Genomic DNA, 14,793 nt, shown 5'->3' with positions numbered 1-14,793 from the left:
ACGGGGCTGCGCTAGCGGAGGGGTGTTCTGCCAGGGACTCCCTCGTCCGGGTCGCGGGGCTTAGCGTCGAGGGCAGGAGGTTGACACATGCACACCAGGACACTTGGACAGGACCTGCAGGTCTCGGCGATCGGGCTCGGAGCGATGGGGATGTCGCAGAGCTACGGACCCAACCCCGGCGACCGCAGCGAGATGATCGCGGTACTCCGTTCGGCGCTCGACGCGGGCGTCACATTCTTCGACACGGCCGAGGTCTACGGCCCGTACGTCAACGAGGAGCTCGTCGGCGAGGCCCTCGAACCGGTGCGCGACCAGGTCGTCATCGCGACGAAGTTCGGGTGGGACATCCAGAACGGCCAGTCGGTCGGACTCGACAGCCGTCCGGAGCAGATCCGTCGCGTCGCCGACGCCTCGTTGCGCAGGCTCCGAACCGACACGCTCGACCTCTTCTACCAGCACCGGGTCGACCCGGACGTCCCCATCGCCGACGTCGCGGGGACGGTCGGCGAGCTCGTCGCCGAGGGGAAGGTGCGTCACTTCGGGCTGTCCGAGGCATCCGCCGCGACGATCCGCGCCGCGCACGCCGTGTTCCCGGTGACCGCTGTCCAGAGCGAATACTCGTTGTGGACCCGCGACCCCGAGGTCGAGGTTCTGCCGACCCTGGCCGAACTCGGGATCGGCTTCGTGCCGTTCAGCCCGCTGGGCAAAGGATTCCTCACGGGAACGGTCAGCACCGACACCGCGTTCGACGACGGTGACATCCGGCGCCGGGTGCCGCGTTTCGAGGCGGAGAACCTGGCCGCGAACCAGGCGCTGGTCGATCACGTGAAGGTCCTCGCCGAGGCGAAGGATGCCGCGCCCGGCCAGATCGCGCTGGCGTGGTTGCTCGCGCAGCATCCGTCGATCGTCCCCATCCCCGGCACGCGGCGCACGTCGCGCATCCGCGAGAACGCCGCCGCGACCGAGGTGGCGCTGTCGGCGGATGAGCTCGCCGACCTCGACGGCCTCGCGCAGCGGGTCGGCGTCGCCGGCGACCGCTACAACGCGACCCTCATGGAGTACGTGAACCGCTGAGCGACGGCGGCCTGCGGCGCGCGGCACCGACGCGGGCTGGCATCCTGGGTGCATGCCCGCGACCGAGGATGCCCCCGACGTCGACGTCGAGCACGTCGGACGCGGCACCCACCGCACGCGGGTGACGCGCGTCGAGACCACGGCCGGCGACGGCGGACGGCCGTTCGTCCTCGTGGCCGGTGTCGGCGTCGCGGCGACGTACTTCGAGTTCCTCGCGCCCTCGCTCGCCGAGCACGGCGACGTCTTCGCGCTCGACCTGCCCGGCTTCGCAGGGATGCCGCGGCCCGGCGACCAGCCCACGGCCGAGTTCTTCGCAGACCGGGTCGAAGAGGTCCTCGACCACTACGGCCTCGATGATCCTGTCGTCATCGGTCATTCGATGGGCACGCAGGTCGTCACCGAGGTGCTGATCCGGCGGCCGCAGGTGCGTCACGCCGTCCTGGTGAGCCCCGTCGTCAACGACCAGGAGTCGTCATTCCCGATCGTCGCGCTCCGCTTCGCCCAGTCCGCGACGCGCGAGACGTTCCACCTCGCGATGACGGCGCTGTCGGCCTACGTCCTCTGCGGCTTCGTCTACTTCATGCAGGTGCTGCCGCACATGCTCCGATACCGGTTGGTCGAGCGGATGCCGCGGGTCGAGGCATCCGTCCTGTTCATCCGCGGCGAGTACGACGCGACGTCGCCGCGCCGGTTCCATTCGCGGCTGGTCGCGGCCGCGCAGAACGCGCGCCGCTGGGAGATCCGCGGTGCGGCGCACTCGATCATCAACGCGCACGCCGTCGGGGCGGCCGAGCTCATCGTGTCGCACGCGAACGACACGCTGCGGCCGAAGGGCCGGATGCCGGCAGAGGAGGCCGCCGTCCCGCCACCGCCGCACGCGGGCATCGGCGTGGTCTGGAGCGCGATGCGCGAACGCGCGGCCGAGTGGTGGTCGGCCGCGCGCCGCGACGAGGCCGGCGTCGAACGCGCGAAGGAACGGCACGCCCGCATCCTGTGGCGCGCCTACTCCCGCGCGCGCCAGGACCCGCGGCGCGAGGTGCGCTGAGCCGCAGGGGGTGAACGGATGCCCGAGGGCGACAGCGTGTACCGGCTGCGGCAGCGGCTGGCCGCGGCATCCGTCGGTCACGTCGTCGTCGCGGGCGAGCTGCGTTCCGGGGCGGCGGCGGGTGCAGTGCTCGCCGGGGCGCGGATCACCTCGTACGACACGCAGGGCAAGCACCTGCTGACCCGTTTCGACACCGGGCAGACGCTGCACACCCACCTGCGGATGCAGGGGAGTTGGACCGTGACGCGGCCCGGTCGTCGCATCCCCTCGCGCGAGGATCACCGGGTTCGCGTCCGGATGCGGCTCGACGACGAGGCGACGCTGTGGGGCATCGACCTGCCGGTCGTCGAGCTCGTCGCGACGGCCGACGAGGGTGCGCTGCTCGGGTATCTCGGTCCCGATCCGCTGCGCGAGGACTGGGATGCCGCCGAGGCCGTCCGCCGCCTATCCGTGCGACCCGAGCGCCCCCTCGTCGCGGCGCTTCTCGACCAGCGCAACATGGCAGGACTCGGCAATCTGTGGGTCAACGAGACGGCGTTCCTCTCGGGTGTGCATCCGTTCGCGCCGATCGCCTCGGCCGACCTCGGGCCGCTCGTCGAACGGGCAGCCCGCATGCTGCGGACATCGGCCACCGTGCCCGGCATGTACCAGGTGACCACCGGCTCGACGCGGAAGGGCGAATCGCACTGGGTCGTCGGTCGCGCCGGGCGCCCATGTCTGCGGTGCGGCACCCGGATCCTCGTGCGCGACGAGGTCGCGAACGACCCCGAGCGCCGCCGCACGTGGTGGTGCCCGCGGTGCCAGCCCGAAACGTGAGACTGCGCGACCGCAACCCCCTCGCCCGTGCTGGCCGCTCGACGTAGCGTCGCGGCATGGCTTCCACCCCTGCACCCAAGACGTGCGCCTCGTGCGGACGCGAGATCCAGTGGCGCAAGAAGTGGGAGAAGAACTGGGACGACGTGAAGTACTGCTCCGACGCGTGCCGGAGGCGCGGCATCCGTCCTGTCGACGAGAAGCTCACGGCGTCGATCCGCGAGCTGCTCGATGCGCGCGCGGCGTCGGCGACGATCTGCCCGTCCGAGGCGGCGCGCGCCGTCGGCGGCGAGGACTGGCGTGACCTCATGGAACCTGCCCGCCGCGCCGCGCGTCGCTTGGTCGCGATCGGCGAGGTCGAGATCACCCAGCGCGGACAGGTCGTCGACCCGTCGACCGCGAAGGGACCCATCCGCATCCGGAAGGCACACTGACGTGCAGACCTTCGTCCCGTTCGACGACCTCGCCCGCGGCATGGCGGCGCTCGACACGAAGCGGCTCGGCAAGCAGCGCGTCGAGACGCTGCAGGTGATGCGCGCGCTCACGATTCCGGACTACGGCTGGCGACACCATCCGGCCGTAAAGATGTGGCGCGGGCACCGAGCCGCGCTCATGGTCTACCAGGACCTCACGGTCGATGAATGGATGCGGCGCGGCTTCGCCGACACGACCCGCGCCTCGACCCTGGCGACCCTCGACGAGATCCCAGAGGACGGCGCCGAGTACCGGTCCGGAACGGTGCCGATGCCGCCCTGGTTCGGCCGCGAGGACGTCCACCGCTCGCACCGCTCGAACCTGTTGCGCAAAGATCCCGAGTTCTACCGGGCGCAGGGATTCGACGATCCCGACGACCTGCCGTACGTATGGCCGAAGGCCGAGGCGGACTGACTCAGGCGGATGCCGCCCACTCCCGCACCTGCGCGAGGAGGTCAGCTTTGCGCCCGGCATCCGCGAAGGACGCCTCGATCGAGTTCGCGGCGAGCTGCGCGAGCTCGGCCGTGTCGAAACCGAGCGAGGCGACGGCGGCGTAGTTGTCGCCGATGTATCCGCCGAAGTAGGAGGGATCATCGGAGTTGATCGTCACGACGACGCCCGCGTCGACGAGCTCCCGCAGGGGGTGGGCGCTCAGTTCGGGCACGGCCCGCAGGCGCACGTTGGAGAGCGGGCACACCGTCAGCGCGACGCGGTGCTCGGCGAGATGCGCCAGCAGCTCGGGGTCGTCGATCGAGCGGATGCCGTGGTCCACCCGCTCGACCTCGAGCAGGCGCAGCGCCTCCCACACGTATGCGGCCGGTGCCTCCTCGCCGGCGTGGGCGACGCGACGCAGTCCCAGCTCGGCGGCCCGGCGGAAGACGCCCTCGAACAGAGACGGCGGGTAGCCGACCTCCGCGGAGTCCAGGCCGATGCCGAGCAGCTCGTGCGCACGTGGCGCGATCTCATCGAGAAGGGCTTCGGCCGACGCAACCGGGTGGTCGCGGACGATGCAGACGATCAGCCCGCCGGTGATGCCGAACCGCTCCCGCCCGATGTCGAGCCCGGCGCGGAGCCCGTCGATGACGACGTCGACCGGCACGCCGTTGACGGCGTGGACCTGCGGGTCGAAGAACATCTCGACGTGACGGACACCGTCGGCCGCGGCCCGCTCGAGATAGGCGGTCGCGAGGTCGGTGAAGTCCTGCTCGGTTCGCAGCACCGCCATGCACGCGTAGTACAGGTCGAGGAACGACTGCAGATCCTCGAAGTCGTAGCGGCGCCGCAGATCGTCGACGTCCGCGAACGGCAGGGTCACGCCGTTGCGCTCGGCGAGAGCGAACGCGAGTTCCGGCTCGAGCGTGCCCTCGATGTGCAGGTGCAGCTCGGCCTTCGGGAGGGTGCGCAGATCAGGGCTCGTCACGGGGAGCCATCGTACGCACCCGCGTGAGGTGAAGACGGTCCGTCCCCGGCCCCGGATAAGACGGAAGGGTGCGGAGGCGGCGAGTCGGCCGTCTTCCGCACCCTTCCAGGTACTCAGCTCTGTGAGCTGATCAGCGCTTGGCGCCCTTTCGGCCGACGAGCGCGCCGTAGATCAGCAGCACGATGAGCGAGCCGCCGATGGCGAGCAGCCACGTCGACAGCGAGAAGAACTCGTTGAGGTTGACGTTGAAGATCAGCCCGCCGAGCCAACCGCCGAGCAGCGCGCCGACGATGCCGAGGAGCAGCGTGACGAACCAGCCGCCCCCCTGCTTGCCCGGCAGGATCAGCTTCGCGATCGCGCCCGCGAGCAGGCCGAGGATGAGGAAACCGAAAAAGCCCATGGTGACTCCTTAGTAGTGAATCGGATACCGCTGGAACGGATGCCGTCAGCTCAGTCGCTTGCGCACGTCGTGCGCTACGTCCTTGACGGCGGCGGTGATCTTCTTCGCTTTCCGTTCGCGGTCCTTCTTGGCCTTGCGCTCATCGCGCAGCCGCACGAGCTGGTGCGGCACCGATTCGGACTTCTTCACGGTCACCGACCGGCTGCCGATGACGTAGGCCGTGAACGCGATCGCGCCGAGGACCAGGATCTTGTTGCGCATGGTCAGGCGACGCGCGACTCGGTCTGCTCGTCCTCATCGTCGGCGATGTGGACGTCGTGGATCTCGACGTTGACCTCGACGACGTCGAGTCCCGTGAGCCGCTCGATGGCGCCGGCAACCGAGGTGCGGACCTCGTCGGCGACGCGTCCGATCGGCGCCGGGTACTCGACGACGACCTTCAGGTCGGCGGCGGCCTGCGTTTCGCCGACCTCGACCTTGACGCCCTGCGTCAGGTCGGTCGCGTTCACAGCCTCGCGGATCGCGCCGAGCGCGCGGGCTCCGCCGCCGCCGAGCGCGTACACGCCGCTGACCTCGCGAGCGGCGATGCCGGCCACCTTGGCCACGACGCCGTCGGCGATCGTGATCCGGCCGGCGACCGCGTGGTCGTCCTGGTGACGGGTGGATGCCGCACGGTCGACGCGCGTGGCGGGGGTGGTCGTCGTCTTCTCAGCCATGGAAGTGTCCCTACTGTGTGCTCTGTGCCGCGCCGTGCCGAAGCGGCCGCGCGGGAGGGCATCCCAATCCGCCCTCACAGATGAGAGGGCCGGAACGCAAGGAACGTCACAAAAAAGTCGCCGGGGATACCCTCGATGTATGACGACCCTGGCGTGCTGCGGAATCGAGCACACCGTGTCGTCGTTCGTCGGCTGTCCGCCGTCCGCGTCCTGAGGCACCCCTCCCACCACGTCTCAGCGACCCCCCGATCCCCCGCGGAAAGCGATCCGTCATGTCCTCTTCATCCCACACGGCACCGCACGAGATCTGGCGCGGGATCCGCCAGACCGTCCGCACCGACACCTTCGGCGGCATCCTGCTGCTGGCCGCCACGGTCGCGGCCCTCGTCCTCGCCAACTCGCCCCTCGCGGACTGGTACGTGGGCGTCCGCGAGACCTCGTTCGGCCCCGAAGCCCTCCACCTCGACCTCACCGTCGCGCACTGGGCAGCGGACGGCCTGCTCGCGATCTTCTTCTTCGTCGTCGGGCTCGAGCTGAAGGAGGAGATCGTCGCCGGGCGTCTGCGCTCGCCGCGTGTCGCCGCCGTCCCCGTCATCGGCGCGCTCGGCGGCGTCATCGTCCCGGCGCTCATCTTCACCGCCTTCACCGCGGCCGTCCCCGGCGACGCCGTGCGCGGCTGGGCGATCCCCACTGCGACCGACATCGCCTTCGCGATCGCGGTCTTCGCCGTCGTCGCGAAGGGACTGCCTCCCGCGCTGCGCGTGTTCCTGCTCACCCTCGCCGTCGTCGACGACCTCTTCGCGATCACCATCATCGCCACCGTCTACACCGACGACCTGCAGCCGGTCTGGCTCGCGGCCGCAATCGTTCCGCTGGTGCTGTTCGCCCTGGCGGTGCGGCGCGGCATCCGTCACTGGTGGGTACTGATGCCGCTCGCGATCGTCACGTGGGGCTTCGTGCACGCATCGGGCGTGCACGCGACCATCGCCGGTGTGGTCCTCGCCTTCATGGTCCCCGCGACGGTGACGCCGCGGGCCCGCGTGCGGGTGGGGACGGATGCCGACGGTTCCCCGATCCACGATGCGTTGACGGCGCACTTCGCCGACCGCTTCGGGCCGATCTCGACCCTGGTCGCGCTGCCGATCTTCGCCTTCTTCTCGGCGGGCGTCACGGTCGGCGGCTGGGAGGGGCTGACGGCGGCCTTCGCCGATCCGGTGACCCTCGGCATCCTGGTCGGACTCGTCCTCGGCAAGCCGATCGGCATCCTGCTCGCGGTGTTCCTGCTGACGCGCATCCCCGCGGTCCGGCGGACGTTCGAGCTGCGGTGGGGTGACATGGTCGGCGTCGGCCTGCTCGCCGGCATCGGGTTCACCGTCGCGCTGCTCGTGGGCGAACTCTCGTACGGGGTCGGATCGCTCGAAGACGAGCACGCGAAGATCGGCATCCTCGCCGGGTCGGTCGTCGCCGCGATCCTCGGCGGCGTCGTGCTCGCCTGGCGGGCCCGACGGGTGCGTCAGACTGGAACCACACCCCCGTCTTGAGGAGCCCCGTGAGCCGCACGCAGCCGACGCCCGCGATGTACCAGCGCAACGCCCTCGCGCCGAGCCTGCTCGCCGCGGCGGTCCTGTTCGTCGCGCCGGCGCTGCTCGAGAGCGACTGGTTCCTCACGGTGCGCTTCGTCGCGACGATCTTCGCGATCATCATCGGGTGGTTCGCGTTCCAGGCGAAGCACTGGTGGTGGATGCCGGTGATGCTCGCGATCGCGGTGGTCTGGAACCCGATCTTCCCGTTCGAGTTCTCGGGTCCGATCTGGAGCGCCGCTCAGGTCGCGGCCGCGTTCGTCTTCCTCGGCGCCGGGGCGACGATCAAGACACCGCGCGACGTCTGAGTCAGCGGAGGTCGAGCGTGACACCCGGGTGACCGGCGAACACCTCGAGCACGCGGTCGAAGTACGTCGCCCCCGTACCGGCGAGCAGGTCGTCGAGTTGCCCCTGCAGGTCGTCCGCGCGGAAGGTCCCCGGCTGCGCGAGCTTGCCGCGGAGCCACCGCTCGGTCTCGGCGACACCGAGCGCGTCGCGGCTGTGCGCGGCATCCCGCCAGACGATCCGGACGGCGTCATCCTCCGCCAGCGCCCCGTACCCGCCGTAGAGCAGGTCGTCGAGCGCGTCGAGGCTCGCGCCGAGCTGCCAGTCCTCTCCGGTCATGAAGAGGCGGTTCAGTTCGACGTACAGATCCGGGATGCCGCCGATGCGGCCCCCCTCGATGACGTACTCGGCCACGCGGCTCAGGGGACCTTGTGCCCTGCCGCGGTGATGAGGCCGTACCACTCGGGTCGGGTGAGGGGGATGTCCGAACCGGCGGCGGCATCCGCGACGCGCTGCGGGTTCGTGGTGCCGAGCACGACCTGCATGTGCGCGGGATGCCGGGTGATCCAGGCGGTCGCGATCGCGGTCGGCGTCACGTCGTACTTCGCGGCCAGGCGGCCCATCAGCTCGTTCAGCTCGGGGTACTCGGGCGCGTCGAAGATGACGCCGTCGAAGAAGTTCTTCTGGAACGGCGACCAGGCCTGCAGCGTGATGCCATTGATGCGCGAGTAGTCGACGAGGCCGCCGCCGTCACGGGTGATGGAGTCGTCCTCGCCCGCCATGTTCGACGCGAGGCCCTGCGCGACGATCGTCGAGTGCGTGATCGACAACTGCACCTGGTTGGCGACGATCGGCTGGGTCACTGCCGTCTTGAGCAGGTCGATCTGCCGCGGCGTGTGGTTCGAGACGCCGAAGGCGCGCACCTTGCCCGACGACTCGAGGTGGTCGAACGCGCGCGCGACCTCCTCGGGCTCGACGAGCGCGTCGGGACGGTGGAGGAGCAGCACGTCGAGTCGGTCGGTGCCGAGGGCCTGCAGGGACTCCTCGGCAGACGTCACGATGTGCTCGTACGAGTGGTCGAAGTGCCAGTCGTCGGCGACGATGCCGGTCTTGGTCTGCAGCGTGATCTCGTCGCGCTCCGCCGGGCTGAGGCCGAGCGCCTCGGCGAAGCGGCGCTCGCAGCCGTGGCGGCTGCTGCCGTACAGGTCGGCGTGGTCGAAGAAGTCGACGCCGGCGGCGCGGCACGCGTCGTAGAGCGCGCGGATGGCCTCGTCGGACATCTCCTCGATGCGCATCATCCCGGCGACGACGTTGGGGACCTGGCGATCGGTGGGACCGAAGGGGACGCGGCGCATCATGCTCCGTTTCTGCGCCCGGCGGGCGCGGTCGAGGGGTCGGTGTGGCCGACGGCGGCGCTCGCGTCGAGCAGGGTGCGCGCCAGGACGGTCGAGCCGGCGACGGCGGCGGGCATCGCGAGGACGGCACCGAGCGGCACGAGGAAGCAGAGCTGGGTCGCGACGCCGAACCCGAGGACCCGTGCGCGGTTGCCCTTGCGCAAGGCCCGGCGGGCCGCGGCATCCAGCCCCCGTGCGACCAGCGCGCGCGAGGTGAGTTCGTCGGCGAGCAGCCAGCCCGTAAGGAAGGCGGCGACGACGGCGCCGAGTGCGGTGCCGACGAGCGGGATGAGGCCGATGAGGCCGGCGACGACCGCCGCGACCAGGCCGCGGAGGATGAGGCCGATGCTGTCGCCGACCGAGCGCCAGAACCCGTAGTCCGACTCAGGCGGAGCGTCACCGAGGTGACCCTCGACGGAGCGCCAGATGCGCTCGTAGAAGGGGTCGCCGACCAGCAGGGTCAGCGCTGTGAACGAGACGACCGCGAGGACGATCGCCCCGCCGAGGATCGCCGCGCCGATGCCGAACCGCACGATACCCGCGAAGAAGTCGGACCACGCGTCGGCGAATCCGGTCAGGGCGGTGACGATGTCGCCGAGGAACACCGCGAGCGTGATGATCCCGCCGAGCAGCAGCGCGCCGACGATCGCCGCGGGGATCAGTCCGAGCGCCATCGCACCGGGCAGGCGCCCCCAGAAAGCGAAGCCGCGGCCCAGGTCGCCGACGCCGCGGAAGAACGAGGCGAGCGGATGCCGCGGGGCGGCGGGTGTGGTCATGTCCCCATCCTGCCGTGTCGCCGCGACGCGCGGTCTCGACACGGAGTGCTGTTTATCGATATACATAGATCGAATAACGATAGATGGGGAATGTATGATCGCACTCGCGAAGGCAGGGGCCAGCTTCGTCTTCACCGTGATCGTCGTTCTGCAGGTGTGGGTCGTGCCGGGCATCCTCGACGTCGTCGTGGGCTGGGTGCCGGAGCTCGCCGGGCTTCGGGATGCCGGTGTGGTGCTCACCGGCATCCTGTCGCTGTGCGTCCTGGCCGCCCTCGTCTGTCTCTGGCGGCTGCTCACCTGCGCCGACCACGGGCGGCTCTTCGAGGACGGCGCCATCCGCTGGGTCGACGCTCTGATCGGATGCGTCGCCGCGGCGATGATCGTGGTCGTCGTCGGCTGCGGGGTCGCCTTCGGCGCGGGGGCGGGGAGCCGCGCTGTGCTGCTGATGACCGGCCTCGCGATGGTCGCCGGGCTCGGCGTCGCGCTCATTCTTGGGGGGCTGCGCGAGGTGCTCAGGCAGGCGGTTCTGTTGCAGGATCAGGTCGCGGCCGGCGCGCACGCATGAGAGAACCCGCCGTGGAAGGGGTTGCATCGCAGGCGCATGTTGGTTGAAGTGGTGCGATGACAAACGACACCTCGGCTCCACCTGCTCAGGAAAAGCCCGGTCTGAAGCGTGCTGTCGGCACCTGGCTGCTCTTCGCCTTCATCGTGGGCGACACCCTCGGCGCGGGCATCTACACACTCGTCGGAACGATGTCGAAGGACGTCGGCGGCGTCATCTGGCTGCCCCTGCTCATCGCACTCGTCGTCGCCCTCCTGACGGCGGGCACCTACGCGGAGCTCATCACGAAGTACCCCCACGCGGGCGGTGCGGCGCGCTACGTCGACAAGGCGTTCGGTCGCCCGTTCCTGTCGTTCCTCATCGGCTTCCTCATGATGGCGTCCGGCATCACGACCGCGGCGGCCCTCGCGAACGCGTTCGCGGGCGACTACTTCGCGGCGCTGTTCAACCTCCCGCCGATCCCCGTCGCCCTCGGTTTCATCGTCGTGCTGACGCTGATCAACCTGCGCGGCGTGAAGGAGTCCCTCGCCGCGAACATGGTCGCGTCGATGATCGAGGTCACCGGCCTCATCATCATCATCGTCATCGCCGGGATCGTCTTCGGCAGCGGTGGAGGCGAGCCCTCGCGCATCTTCGAGTTCGCGCCCGATGTGGCTCCGCTGCAGGGTGCGTTCGCGGCATCCATCGTCGCGTTCTTCTCGTTCCTCGGGTTCGAGGCCGCGGCCAACATGGCTGAAGAGGTCAAGAACCCGACCCGGTCCTACCCGCGGGCTCTGTTCGGTGCGATCCTCACGGCTGCCGTCGTGTACCTGCTCATCGCCGTGGGCGCTGTCATCGTGGTCGACCCGAACGTCCTCGGGGCGTCGTCGGCTCCTCTGCTCGAGGTCGTGAAGGCGAGCGGCGCGGCCCTGCCGCCGTGGCTGTTCAGCGTCATCGCGCTGATCGCGATCGCGAACGGCGCGCTGCTGTTCATGGTCATGGCGAGCCGCGTCGGGTACGGCCTTGCCGAGTCGGGCCTGCTACCCCACGCGTTCGGCAAGGTCCTTCCGAAGCGTCAGACGCCGTGGGTCTCGATCATCGTGGTCGCCGGTGTCACGATGCTGCTCAGCGTGATCGGCGACATCGGGACGCTCGCGAACACGACGGTGCTGCTGCTTCTGCTGGTCTTCATCTCGGCGAACGTCAGTGTCCTGGTGCTGAAGAAGGACAAGGTCGAGCACTCGCACTTCTCCGTCCCGCGCATCGTGCCGATCCTCGCGATCATCGCGTCGATCGTGCTGCTCACCCAGCAGGAGGGTCCGGTCTGGCTCGGCACCGCGGTGTACGTCGTGGTCGGCGCCGTGCTGTTCTTCTTCGCGCGCGCCGGACGCCGTCGCGGCGACCGCAAGATCGCCGAGCGGACGGGTGCCATCCCCACGGTGGGCGGTCGGTGACTGAAAGGGTCAGCCCACGCTGTATAGTCAGCGTGTGCTGACCCTTTCGTCTCGTCTCGACGTCATGAATCGCCTGGGGCGCGCGATGGCCGACCCGTCGCGGTCCCGCATCCTGCTGTCACTCCTGGAGCGACCCGGCTACCCCGCTGACCTCGCCCGCGACCTCGAGCTCACGCGGACCAACGTGTCGAACCACCTCGCGTGCCTGCGTGGCTGCGGACTCGTCGTGGCGACGCCCGAGGGCCGGCGCACGAGATACGAGATCGCCGACCCGCATCTGACCGCCGGACTCGCACAGCTCCTCGATGCCGTCGTGGCGGTCGACGCGGGCCAAGAATGCGCGATCGACGGATGCCGGTGCTGCGGGTGACGGCTCTCGCTGAGGCGCCCTGGAGAGAGCTGCTGCGCCGCCGCATCCGCTGGATCGTCGCCGCAACGATCGCGTACAACCTCATCGAGGCCGTGGTCGCGGTGACGGCCGGGACGATCGCCTCGTCCGCCGCGCTGATCGGTTTCGGGCTCGACTCGACCATCGAGGTGCTGTCGGCGGCGGCGGTGGCGTGGCAGTTCACGCGGCGCGACCCGGAGCGCTGGGAACGGGGGACTCTGCGGGTTATCGCGGTCGCTTTCTTCGCTCTCGCGACTTACGTCACCGTGTCGTCGGTGACGGCGCTGGTCCTTCGCAGCGAACCCGAGACCTCTCCGATCGGGATCGTGCTCACGGCGGTGAGTGTGATCGTCATGCCGTTCCTCTCGCTCGCCGAGCGTCGTGCCGGCAGGGAACTGGGCTCGGCGACGGCGGTGGCCGATTCTCGACAGACCCTCATCTGCACCTATCTCTCGGCTGCGGTCCTCGTCGGGCTCCTGGTCAACGCCGCATTCGGCTGGTGGTGGGCGGATGCCGTCGCCGGCCTGATCATCGCGGTGTTCGCGGTGCGCGAGGGCGTCGAGGCGTGGCGCGGTGACGCGTGCGCGACGTCGGTGGGGATGCTGCTGGAGGACGAGCACGACCACTGATCCGGTCTCGTCAGCTCGACGGTCGGACGCCTGCGGGCACTCGCACGGTTGCGCGCAGTCCCCCCGTCGACCGCGCCGCGAGTGTCAGCTCGCCCCCGTGAGCTCCGACGATCGCGCTGACGATCGCCAATCCGAGCCCGTTCCGCTCCTTATCGGACCGGCGGATGCGGGCTGTGCCGCGCTGGAACGGTTCGGCGAGCGTGGCGACCGCGGCCGGGTCGAGTCTCGCGCCGCCGTTCTCGACGATCAGGACCGCGGCACCGTTATCGCAGTGAGTCGAGACCGTCACAGGTTCAGCCGCATCGCCGTGGATCAGAGCGTTCTGCAGGAGGTTCAGCACAACCTGTCCGAGCAGGCCGGCTGATCCGGACACGATCGTCTCATCGCCGTGGACGACCAACTCGACGCCGCGGGCCTCGGCGAGAGGCAGCAGGGTTTCGACGGCGTCCTCCGCGAGCAGAGACAGGTCGACGGATGCCTGGGGGAACCCGCCCCGGTCCGCACGCCCGAGGAGCAGCAGCCCCTCGACCAGTTCGACGCCGCGCTCGTTGACTGCGGTGAGGCGGTCGAGGAGATCATCGACGTCACGATCGGGGTCCGACCGGGCGACGTCGAGCAGAGTCCGCATGATCGCGAGTGGAGTGCGCAGCTCGTGGGACGCGTTGGTCGCGAACCGTCGTTGCTCTTCGACCTGCGATTCGATGCGCTGCAGCATCCCGTCGAAGGAGTCCGCGAGCTCGCGGAACTCGTCTCGCCGACCCGTCATCCGGACACGTGTCGACAGGTCCCCGGCGTCGGCTCGTCGCGTCGCCTGCGTCAGCAGGCGCAGCGGCGCGAGCATCCGCCCAGCGAGGAACCAACCGCCGACGGCACCGGTGACCAGCAGGGCGATCATCGCCGCTCCGGCAGGTGGTGCGAACGCGCGAAGCAGGTCGCGCTGACTGGGGGCGAAACCGGTGCCGGTGAACAGAGGCTCGTCGGGAACGTAGCGAAGCAGGAACAGCCACACGATGGTGAGGATGAGCGCGCCCGCGACGAGGACGAGCGCGACGTAGCTCAGGGTGAGCTTGATGCGGGCGCTGAGTCCAGGCGGCCGCGTCACGCGGACGCCTCGATGCGATACCCGACGCCCTGCTCGGTGACGATCAGCCACGGCTCGCCGAGTCGTTTGCGGAGCGCCGACACGGTGATGCGCACGGCGTTGGTGAAGGGGTCGGCGTTCGCGTCCCAGGCCTGCTCGAGCAGGGACTCCGCGCTGACGACCCCGCCCTCGGCCGCGACGAGAACGTCGAGCACGGCGAACTGCTTGCGCGTGAGCGCGACGTAACGACCGTCCCGATACACCTCGCGCCGGAACGGGTCGACGCGGAGTCCGCCGTACTCCCGAACGGGGGGCCGCACCGACGCGCGGCGCCGGTCGAGGGCGCGCAGGCGGAGGACGAGCTCACGAAGCTCGAACGGTTTGGTGAGGTAGTCGTCGGCTCCGAGCTCGAACCCGGACTCCTTGTCGTCGAGGCGGTCCGCGGCCGTCAGCATGAGGATCGGCATCCCGCTGCCGGAGTCGACGATCGAGCGGGCGACCTCATCTCCGGACGGCCCCGGGATGTCGCGGTCGAGGATCGCGATGTCATACGAGCCCACGGCGAGGAGCTCGAGCGCCGTGTCACCGTCGCCGGCGATGTCGGCCGCGATCGCCTCGAGGCGCAGACCGTCGCGGATGGCTTCCGCCATCAGGGGTTCGTCCTCGACGATCAGCACACGCACGTGTCGATCGTACGAAGCCGGCCGTATCGTCGGCGTATCG

20 protein-coding genes are annotated in these 14,793 nt (G+C 69.9%); 11 read left to right on the top strand and 9 right to left on the bottom strand.

Translation table 11 applies throughout. The annotated features are described in order from the left end of the window. Window positions 1-87 precede the first annotated feature (87 nt). From Q9S78_RS01555 to Q9S78_RS01535, 5 genes are read left to right on the top strand one after another with little or no spacing between them, the layout of a single operon-like run. The gene (locus Q9S78_RS01555) at window positions 88-1,074 is read left to right on the top strand and encodes an aldo/keto reductase (RefSeq protein ID WP_018187729.1); all 987 of its coding nucleotides are present in this window, start codon (window positions 88-90) and stop codon (window positions 1,072-1,074) included. Window positions 1,075-1,126: 52 nt separating this feature from the next. After that, window positions 1,127-2,119 (top strand): alpha/beta fold hydrolase, encoded by a 993-nt coding sequence (locus Q9S78_RS01550; protein ID WP_311858378.1) that lies wholly within the window; start codon window positions 1,127-1,129, stop codon window positions 2,117-2,119. Window positions 2,120-2,137: 18 nt separating this feature from the next. Next, window positions 2,138-2,935, top strand: coding sequence for a DNA-formamidopyrimidine glycosylase family protein (locus Q9S78_RS01545; protein ID WP_311858377.1), 798 nt, complete (start codon window positions 2,138-2,140; stop codon window positions 2,933-2,935). A 56-nt stretch (window positions 2,936-2,991) separates the two neighbouring features. Next, entirely contained in the window at window positions 2,992-3,366 is a 375-nt protein-coding gene (locus tag Q9S78_RS01540; RefSeq protein ID WP_311858376.1) for a DUF3253 domain-containing protein, read from the top strand. A gap of 1 nt (window position 3,367) precedes the next feature. After that, window positions 3,368-3,820, top strand: a complete 453-nt coding sequence (locus Q9S78_RS01535) for an MSMEG_6728 family protein (protein ID WP_311868443.1) — start codon at window positions 3,368-3,370, stop codon at window positions 3,818-3,820. A 1-nt stretch (window position 3,821) separates the two neighbouring features. Here the strand turns inward: Q9S78_RS01535 and Q9S78_RS01530 are convergent, their stop codons facing one another. The 4 genes from Q9S78_RS01530 to Q9S78_RS01515 all read right to left on the bottom strand — a co-directional run bounded on the left by Q9S78_RS01530 (window position 3,822) and on the right by Q9S78_RS01515 (window position 5,942). Continuing rightward, window positions 3,822-4,826 carry an adenosine deaminase gene (locus Q9S78_RS01530; protein ID WP_311868442.1) on the bottom strand — a complete coding sequence of 335 codons (1,005 nt, stop codon included), beginning with the start codon at window positions 4,824-4,826 and terminating at the stop codon, window positions 3,822-3,824. A gap of 130 nt (window positions 4,827-4,956) precedes the next feature. Beyond that, entirely contained in the window at window positions 4,957-5,226 is a 270-nt protein-coding gene (locus tag Q9S78_RS01525; protein WP_018187723.1) for a GlsB/YeaQ/YmgE family stress response membrane protein, read from the bottom strand. Between the two features lie 45 nt (window positions 5,227-5,271). Further along, window positions 5,272-5,487, bottom strand: coding sequence for a hypothetical protein (locus Q9S78_RS01520; RefSeq protein ID WP_116227754.1), 216 nt, complete (start codon window positions 5,485-5,487; stop codon window positions 5,272-5,274). A gap of 2 nt (window positions 5,488-5,489) precedes the next feature. Next, window positions 5,490-5,942, bottom strand: a complete 453-nt coding sequence (locus Q9S78_RS01515; RefSeq protein ID WP_020098362.1) for an Asp23/Gls24 family envelope stress response protein — start codon at window positions 5,940-5,942, stop codon at window positions 5,490-5,492. A 272-nt stretch (window positions 5,943-6,214) separates the two neighbouring features. Here Q9S78_RS01515 and nhaA point away from each other — a divergent pair, with 272 nt between their 5' ends. Together nhaA and Q9S78_RS01505 are read left to right on the top strand one after the other, a co-directional pair. Continuing rightward, on the top strand, window positions 6,215-7,483 hold the full coding sequence (nhaA, locus tag Q9S78_RS01510; RefSeq protein ID WP_116227752.1) for a Na+/H+ antiporter NhaA: 1,269 nt from the start codon (window positions 6,215-6,217) through the stop codon (window positions 7,481-7,483). 8 nt (window positions 7,484-7,491) lie between these two features. Then, the gene (locus tag Q9S78_RS01505; protein ID WP_311868440.1) at window positions 7,492-7,830 is read left to right on the top strand and encodes a DUF6804 family protein; all 339 of its coding nucleotides are present in this window, start codon (window positions 7,492-7,494) and stop codon (window positions 7,828-7,830) included. 1 nt (window position 7,831) lies between these two features. Here Q9S78_RS01505 and Q9S78_RS01500 read toward each other — a convergent pair whose 3' ends face one another. The 3 genes from Q9S78_RS01500 to Q9S78_RS01490 are packed head-to-tail and all read right to left on the bottom strand — an operon-like array spanning window position 7,832 to window position 9,977. After that, the gene (locus Q9S78_RS01500) at window positions 7,832-8,221 is read right to left on the bottom strand and encodes a barstar family protein (RefSeq protein WP_311858369.1); all 390 of its coding nucleotides are present in this window, start codon (window positions 8,219-8,221) and stop codon (window positions 7,832-7,834) included. 5 nt (window positions 8,222-8,226) lie between these two features. Continuing rightward, on the bottom strand, window positions 8,227-9,162 hold the full coding sequence (locus Q9S78_RS01495) for an aldo/keto reductase (RefSeq protein WP_311859557.1): 936 nt from the start codon (window positions 9,160-9,162) through the stop codon (window positions 8,227-8,229). Further along, complete coding sequence (locus tag Q9S78_RS01490) at window positions 9,162-9,977, bottom strand: EI24 domain-containing protein (protein WP_311858368.1); 816 nt, start codon at window positions 9,975-9,977, stop codon at window positions 9,162-9,164. Before Q9S78_RS01490 ends, Q9S78_RS01495 begins: the two co-directional genes overlap by 1 nt. Window positions 9,978-10,071: 94 nt before the next feature. Here Q9S78_RS01490 and Q9S78_RS01485 point away from each other — a divergent pair, with 94 nt between their 5' ends. From Q9S78_RS01485 to Q9S78_RS01470, 4 genes are read left to right on the top strand one after another with little or no spacing between them, the layout of a single operon-like run. Beyond that, window positions 10,072-10,542 (top strand): DUF2975 domain-containing protein, encoded by a 471-nt coding sequence (locus Q9S78_RS01485; RefSeq protein ID WP_311868438.1) that lies wholly within the window; start codon window positions 10,072-10,074, stop codon window positions 10,540-10,542. A 56-nt stretch (window positions 10,543-10,598) separates the two neighbouring features. Then, a complete protein-coding gene (locus tag Q9S78_RS01480; protein WP_020098369.1) occupies window positions 10,599-11,972 on the top strand; it encodes an APC family permease in 1,374 nt (457 codons plus the stop codon). A 34-nt stretch (window positions 11,973-12,006) separates the two neighbouring features. After that, window positions 12,007-12,342 (top strand): Cd(II)/Pb(II)-sensing metalloregulatory transcriptional regulator CmtR, encoded by a 336-nt coding sequence (gene cmtR, locus Q9S78_RS01475; RefSeq protein ID WP_311868437.1) that lies wholly within the window; start codon window positions 12,007-12,009, stop codon window positions 12,340-12,342. Continuing rightward, the gene (locus Q9S78_RS01470; RefSeq protein ID WP_311869653.1) at window positions 12,324-12,989 is read left to right on the top strand and encodes a cation diffusion facilitator family transporter; all 666 of its coding nucleotides are present in this window, start codon (window positions 12,324-12,326) and stop codon (window positions 12,987-12,989) included. The genes cmtR and Q9S78_RS01470 overlap by 19 nt, the downstream gene beginning before the upstream one ends. A gap of 10 nt (window positions 12,990-12,999) precedes the next feature. Here Q9S78_RS01470 and Q9S78_RS01465 read toward each other — a convergent pair whose 3' ends face one another. Both Q9S78_RS01465 and Q9S78_RS01460 read right to left on the bottom strand, forming a co-directional pair. After that, entirely contained in the window at window positions 13,000-14,091 is a 1,092-nt protein-coding gene (locus Q9S78_RS01465; RefSeq protein ID WP_311868435.1) for a sensor histidine kinase, read from the bottom strand. Beyond that, window positions 14,088-14,753: a response regulator transcription factor gene (locus Q9S78_RS01460; RefSeq protein WP_020098373.1), complete on the bottom strand. Its 666-nt coding sequence runs from the start codon at window positions 14,751-14,753 to the stop codon at window positions 14,088-14,090. The genes Q9S78_RS01465 and Q9S78_RS01460 overlap by 4 nt, the downstream gene beginning before the upstream one ends. Window positions 14,754-14,793 lie beyond the last annotated feature (40 nt).

This window comes from Microbacterium aquilitoris (genome assembly GCF_031932285.1).
GTDB classification, from domain to species: Bacteria; Actinomycetota; Actinomycetes; order Actinomycetales; family Microbacteriaceae; genus Microbacterium; species Microbacterium aquilitoris.
Note: the sequence above shows the minus strand (reverse complement) of the source record. Positions and strands in the feature narration are given on the sequence as shown.

Bases quoted from the DNA above. Each gene is read 5' to 3' on its own strand.
- Q9S78_RS01540 (WP_311858376.1), top strand. From the start codon at position 2,992: ATGGCTTCCACCCCTGCACCCAAGACGTGCGCCTCGTGCGGACGCGAG.
- Q9S78_RS01470 (WP_311869653.1), top strand. From the start codon at position 12,324: ATGCCGGTGCTGCGGGTGACGGCTCTCGCTGAGGCGCCCTGGAGAGAG.
- Q9S78_RS01550 (WP_311858378.1), top strand. From the start codon at position 1,127: ATGCCCGCGACCGAGGATGCCCCCGACGTCGACGTCGAGCACGTCGGA.
- Q9S78_RS01485 (WP_311868438.1), top strand. From the start codon at position 10,072: ATGATCGCACTCGCGAAGGCAGGGGCCAGCTTCGTCTTCACCGTGATC.
- Q9S78_RS01495 (WP_311859557.1), bottom strand. From the start codon at position 9,162: ATGCGCCGCGTCCCCTTCGGTCCCACCGATCGCCAGGTCCCCAACGTC.
- nhaA (WP_116227752.1), top strand. From the start codon at position 6,215: ATGTCCTCTTCATCCCACACGGCACCGCACGAGATCTGGCGCGGGATC.
- Q9S78_RS01520 (WP_116227754.1), bottom strand. From the start codon at position 5,487: ATGCGCAACAAGATCCTGGTCCTCGGCGCGATCGCGTTCACGGCCTAC.
- Q9S78_RS01545 (WP_311858377.1), top strand. From the start codon at position 2,138: ATGCCCGAGGGCGACAGCGTGTACCGGCTGCGGCAGCGGCTGGCCGCG.
- Q9S78_RS01490 (WP_311858368.1), bottom strand. From the start codon at position 9,977: ATGACCACACCCGCCGCCCCGCGGCATCCGCTCGCCTCGTTCTTCCGC.
- Q9S78_RS01525 (WP_018187723.1), bottom strand. From the start codon at position 5,226: ATGGGCTTTTTCGGTTTCCTCATCCTCGGCCTGCTCGCGGGCGCGATC.
- Q9S78_RS01515 (WP_020098362.1), bottom strand. From the start codon at position 5,942: ATGGCTGAGAAGACGACGACCACCCCCGCCACGCGCGTCGACCGTGCG.
- Q9S78_RS01480 (WP_020098369.1), top strand. From the start codon at position 10,599: ATGACAAACGACACCTCGGCTCCACCTGCTCAGGAAAAGCCCGGTCTG.
- Q9S78_RS01555 (WP_018187729.1), top strand. From the start codon at position 88: ATGCACACCAGGACACTTGGACAGGACCTGCAGGTCTCGGCGATCGGG.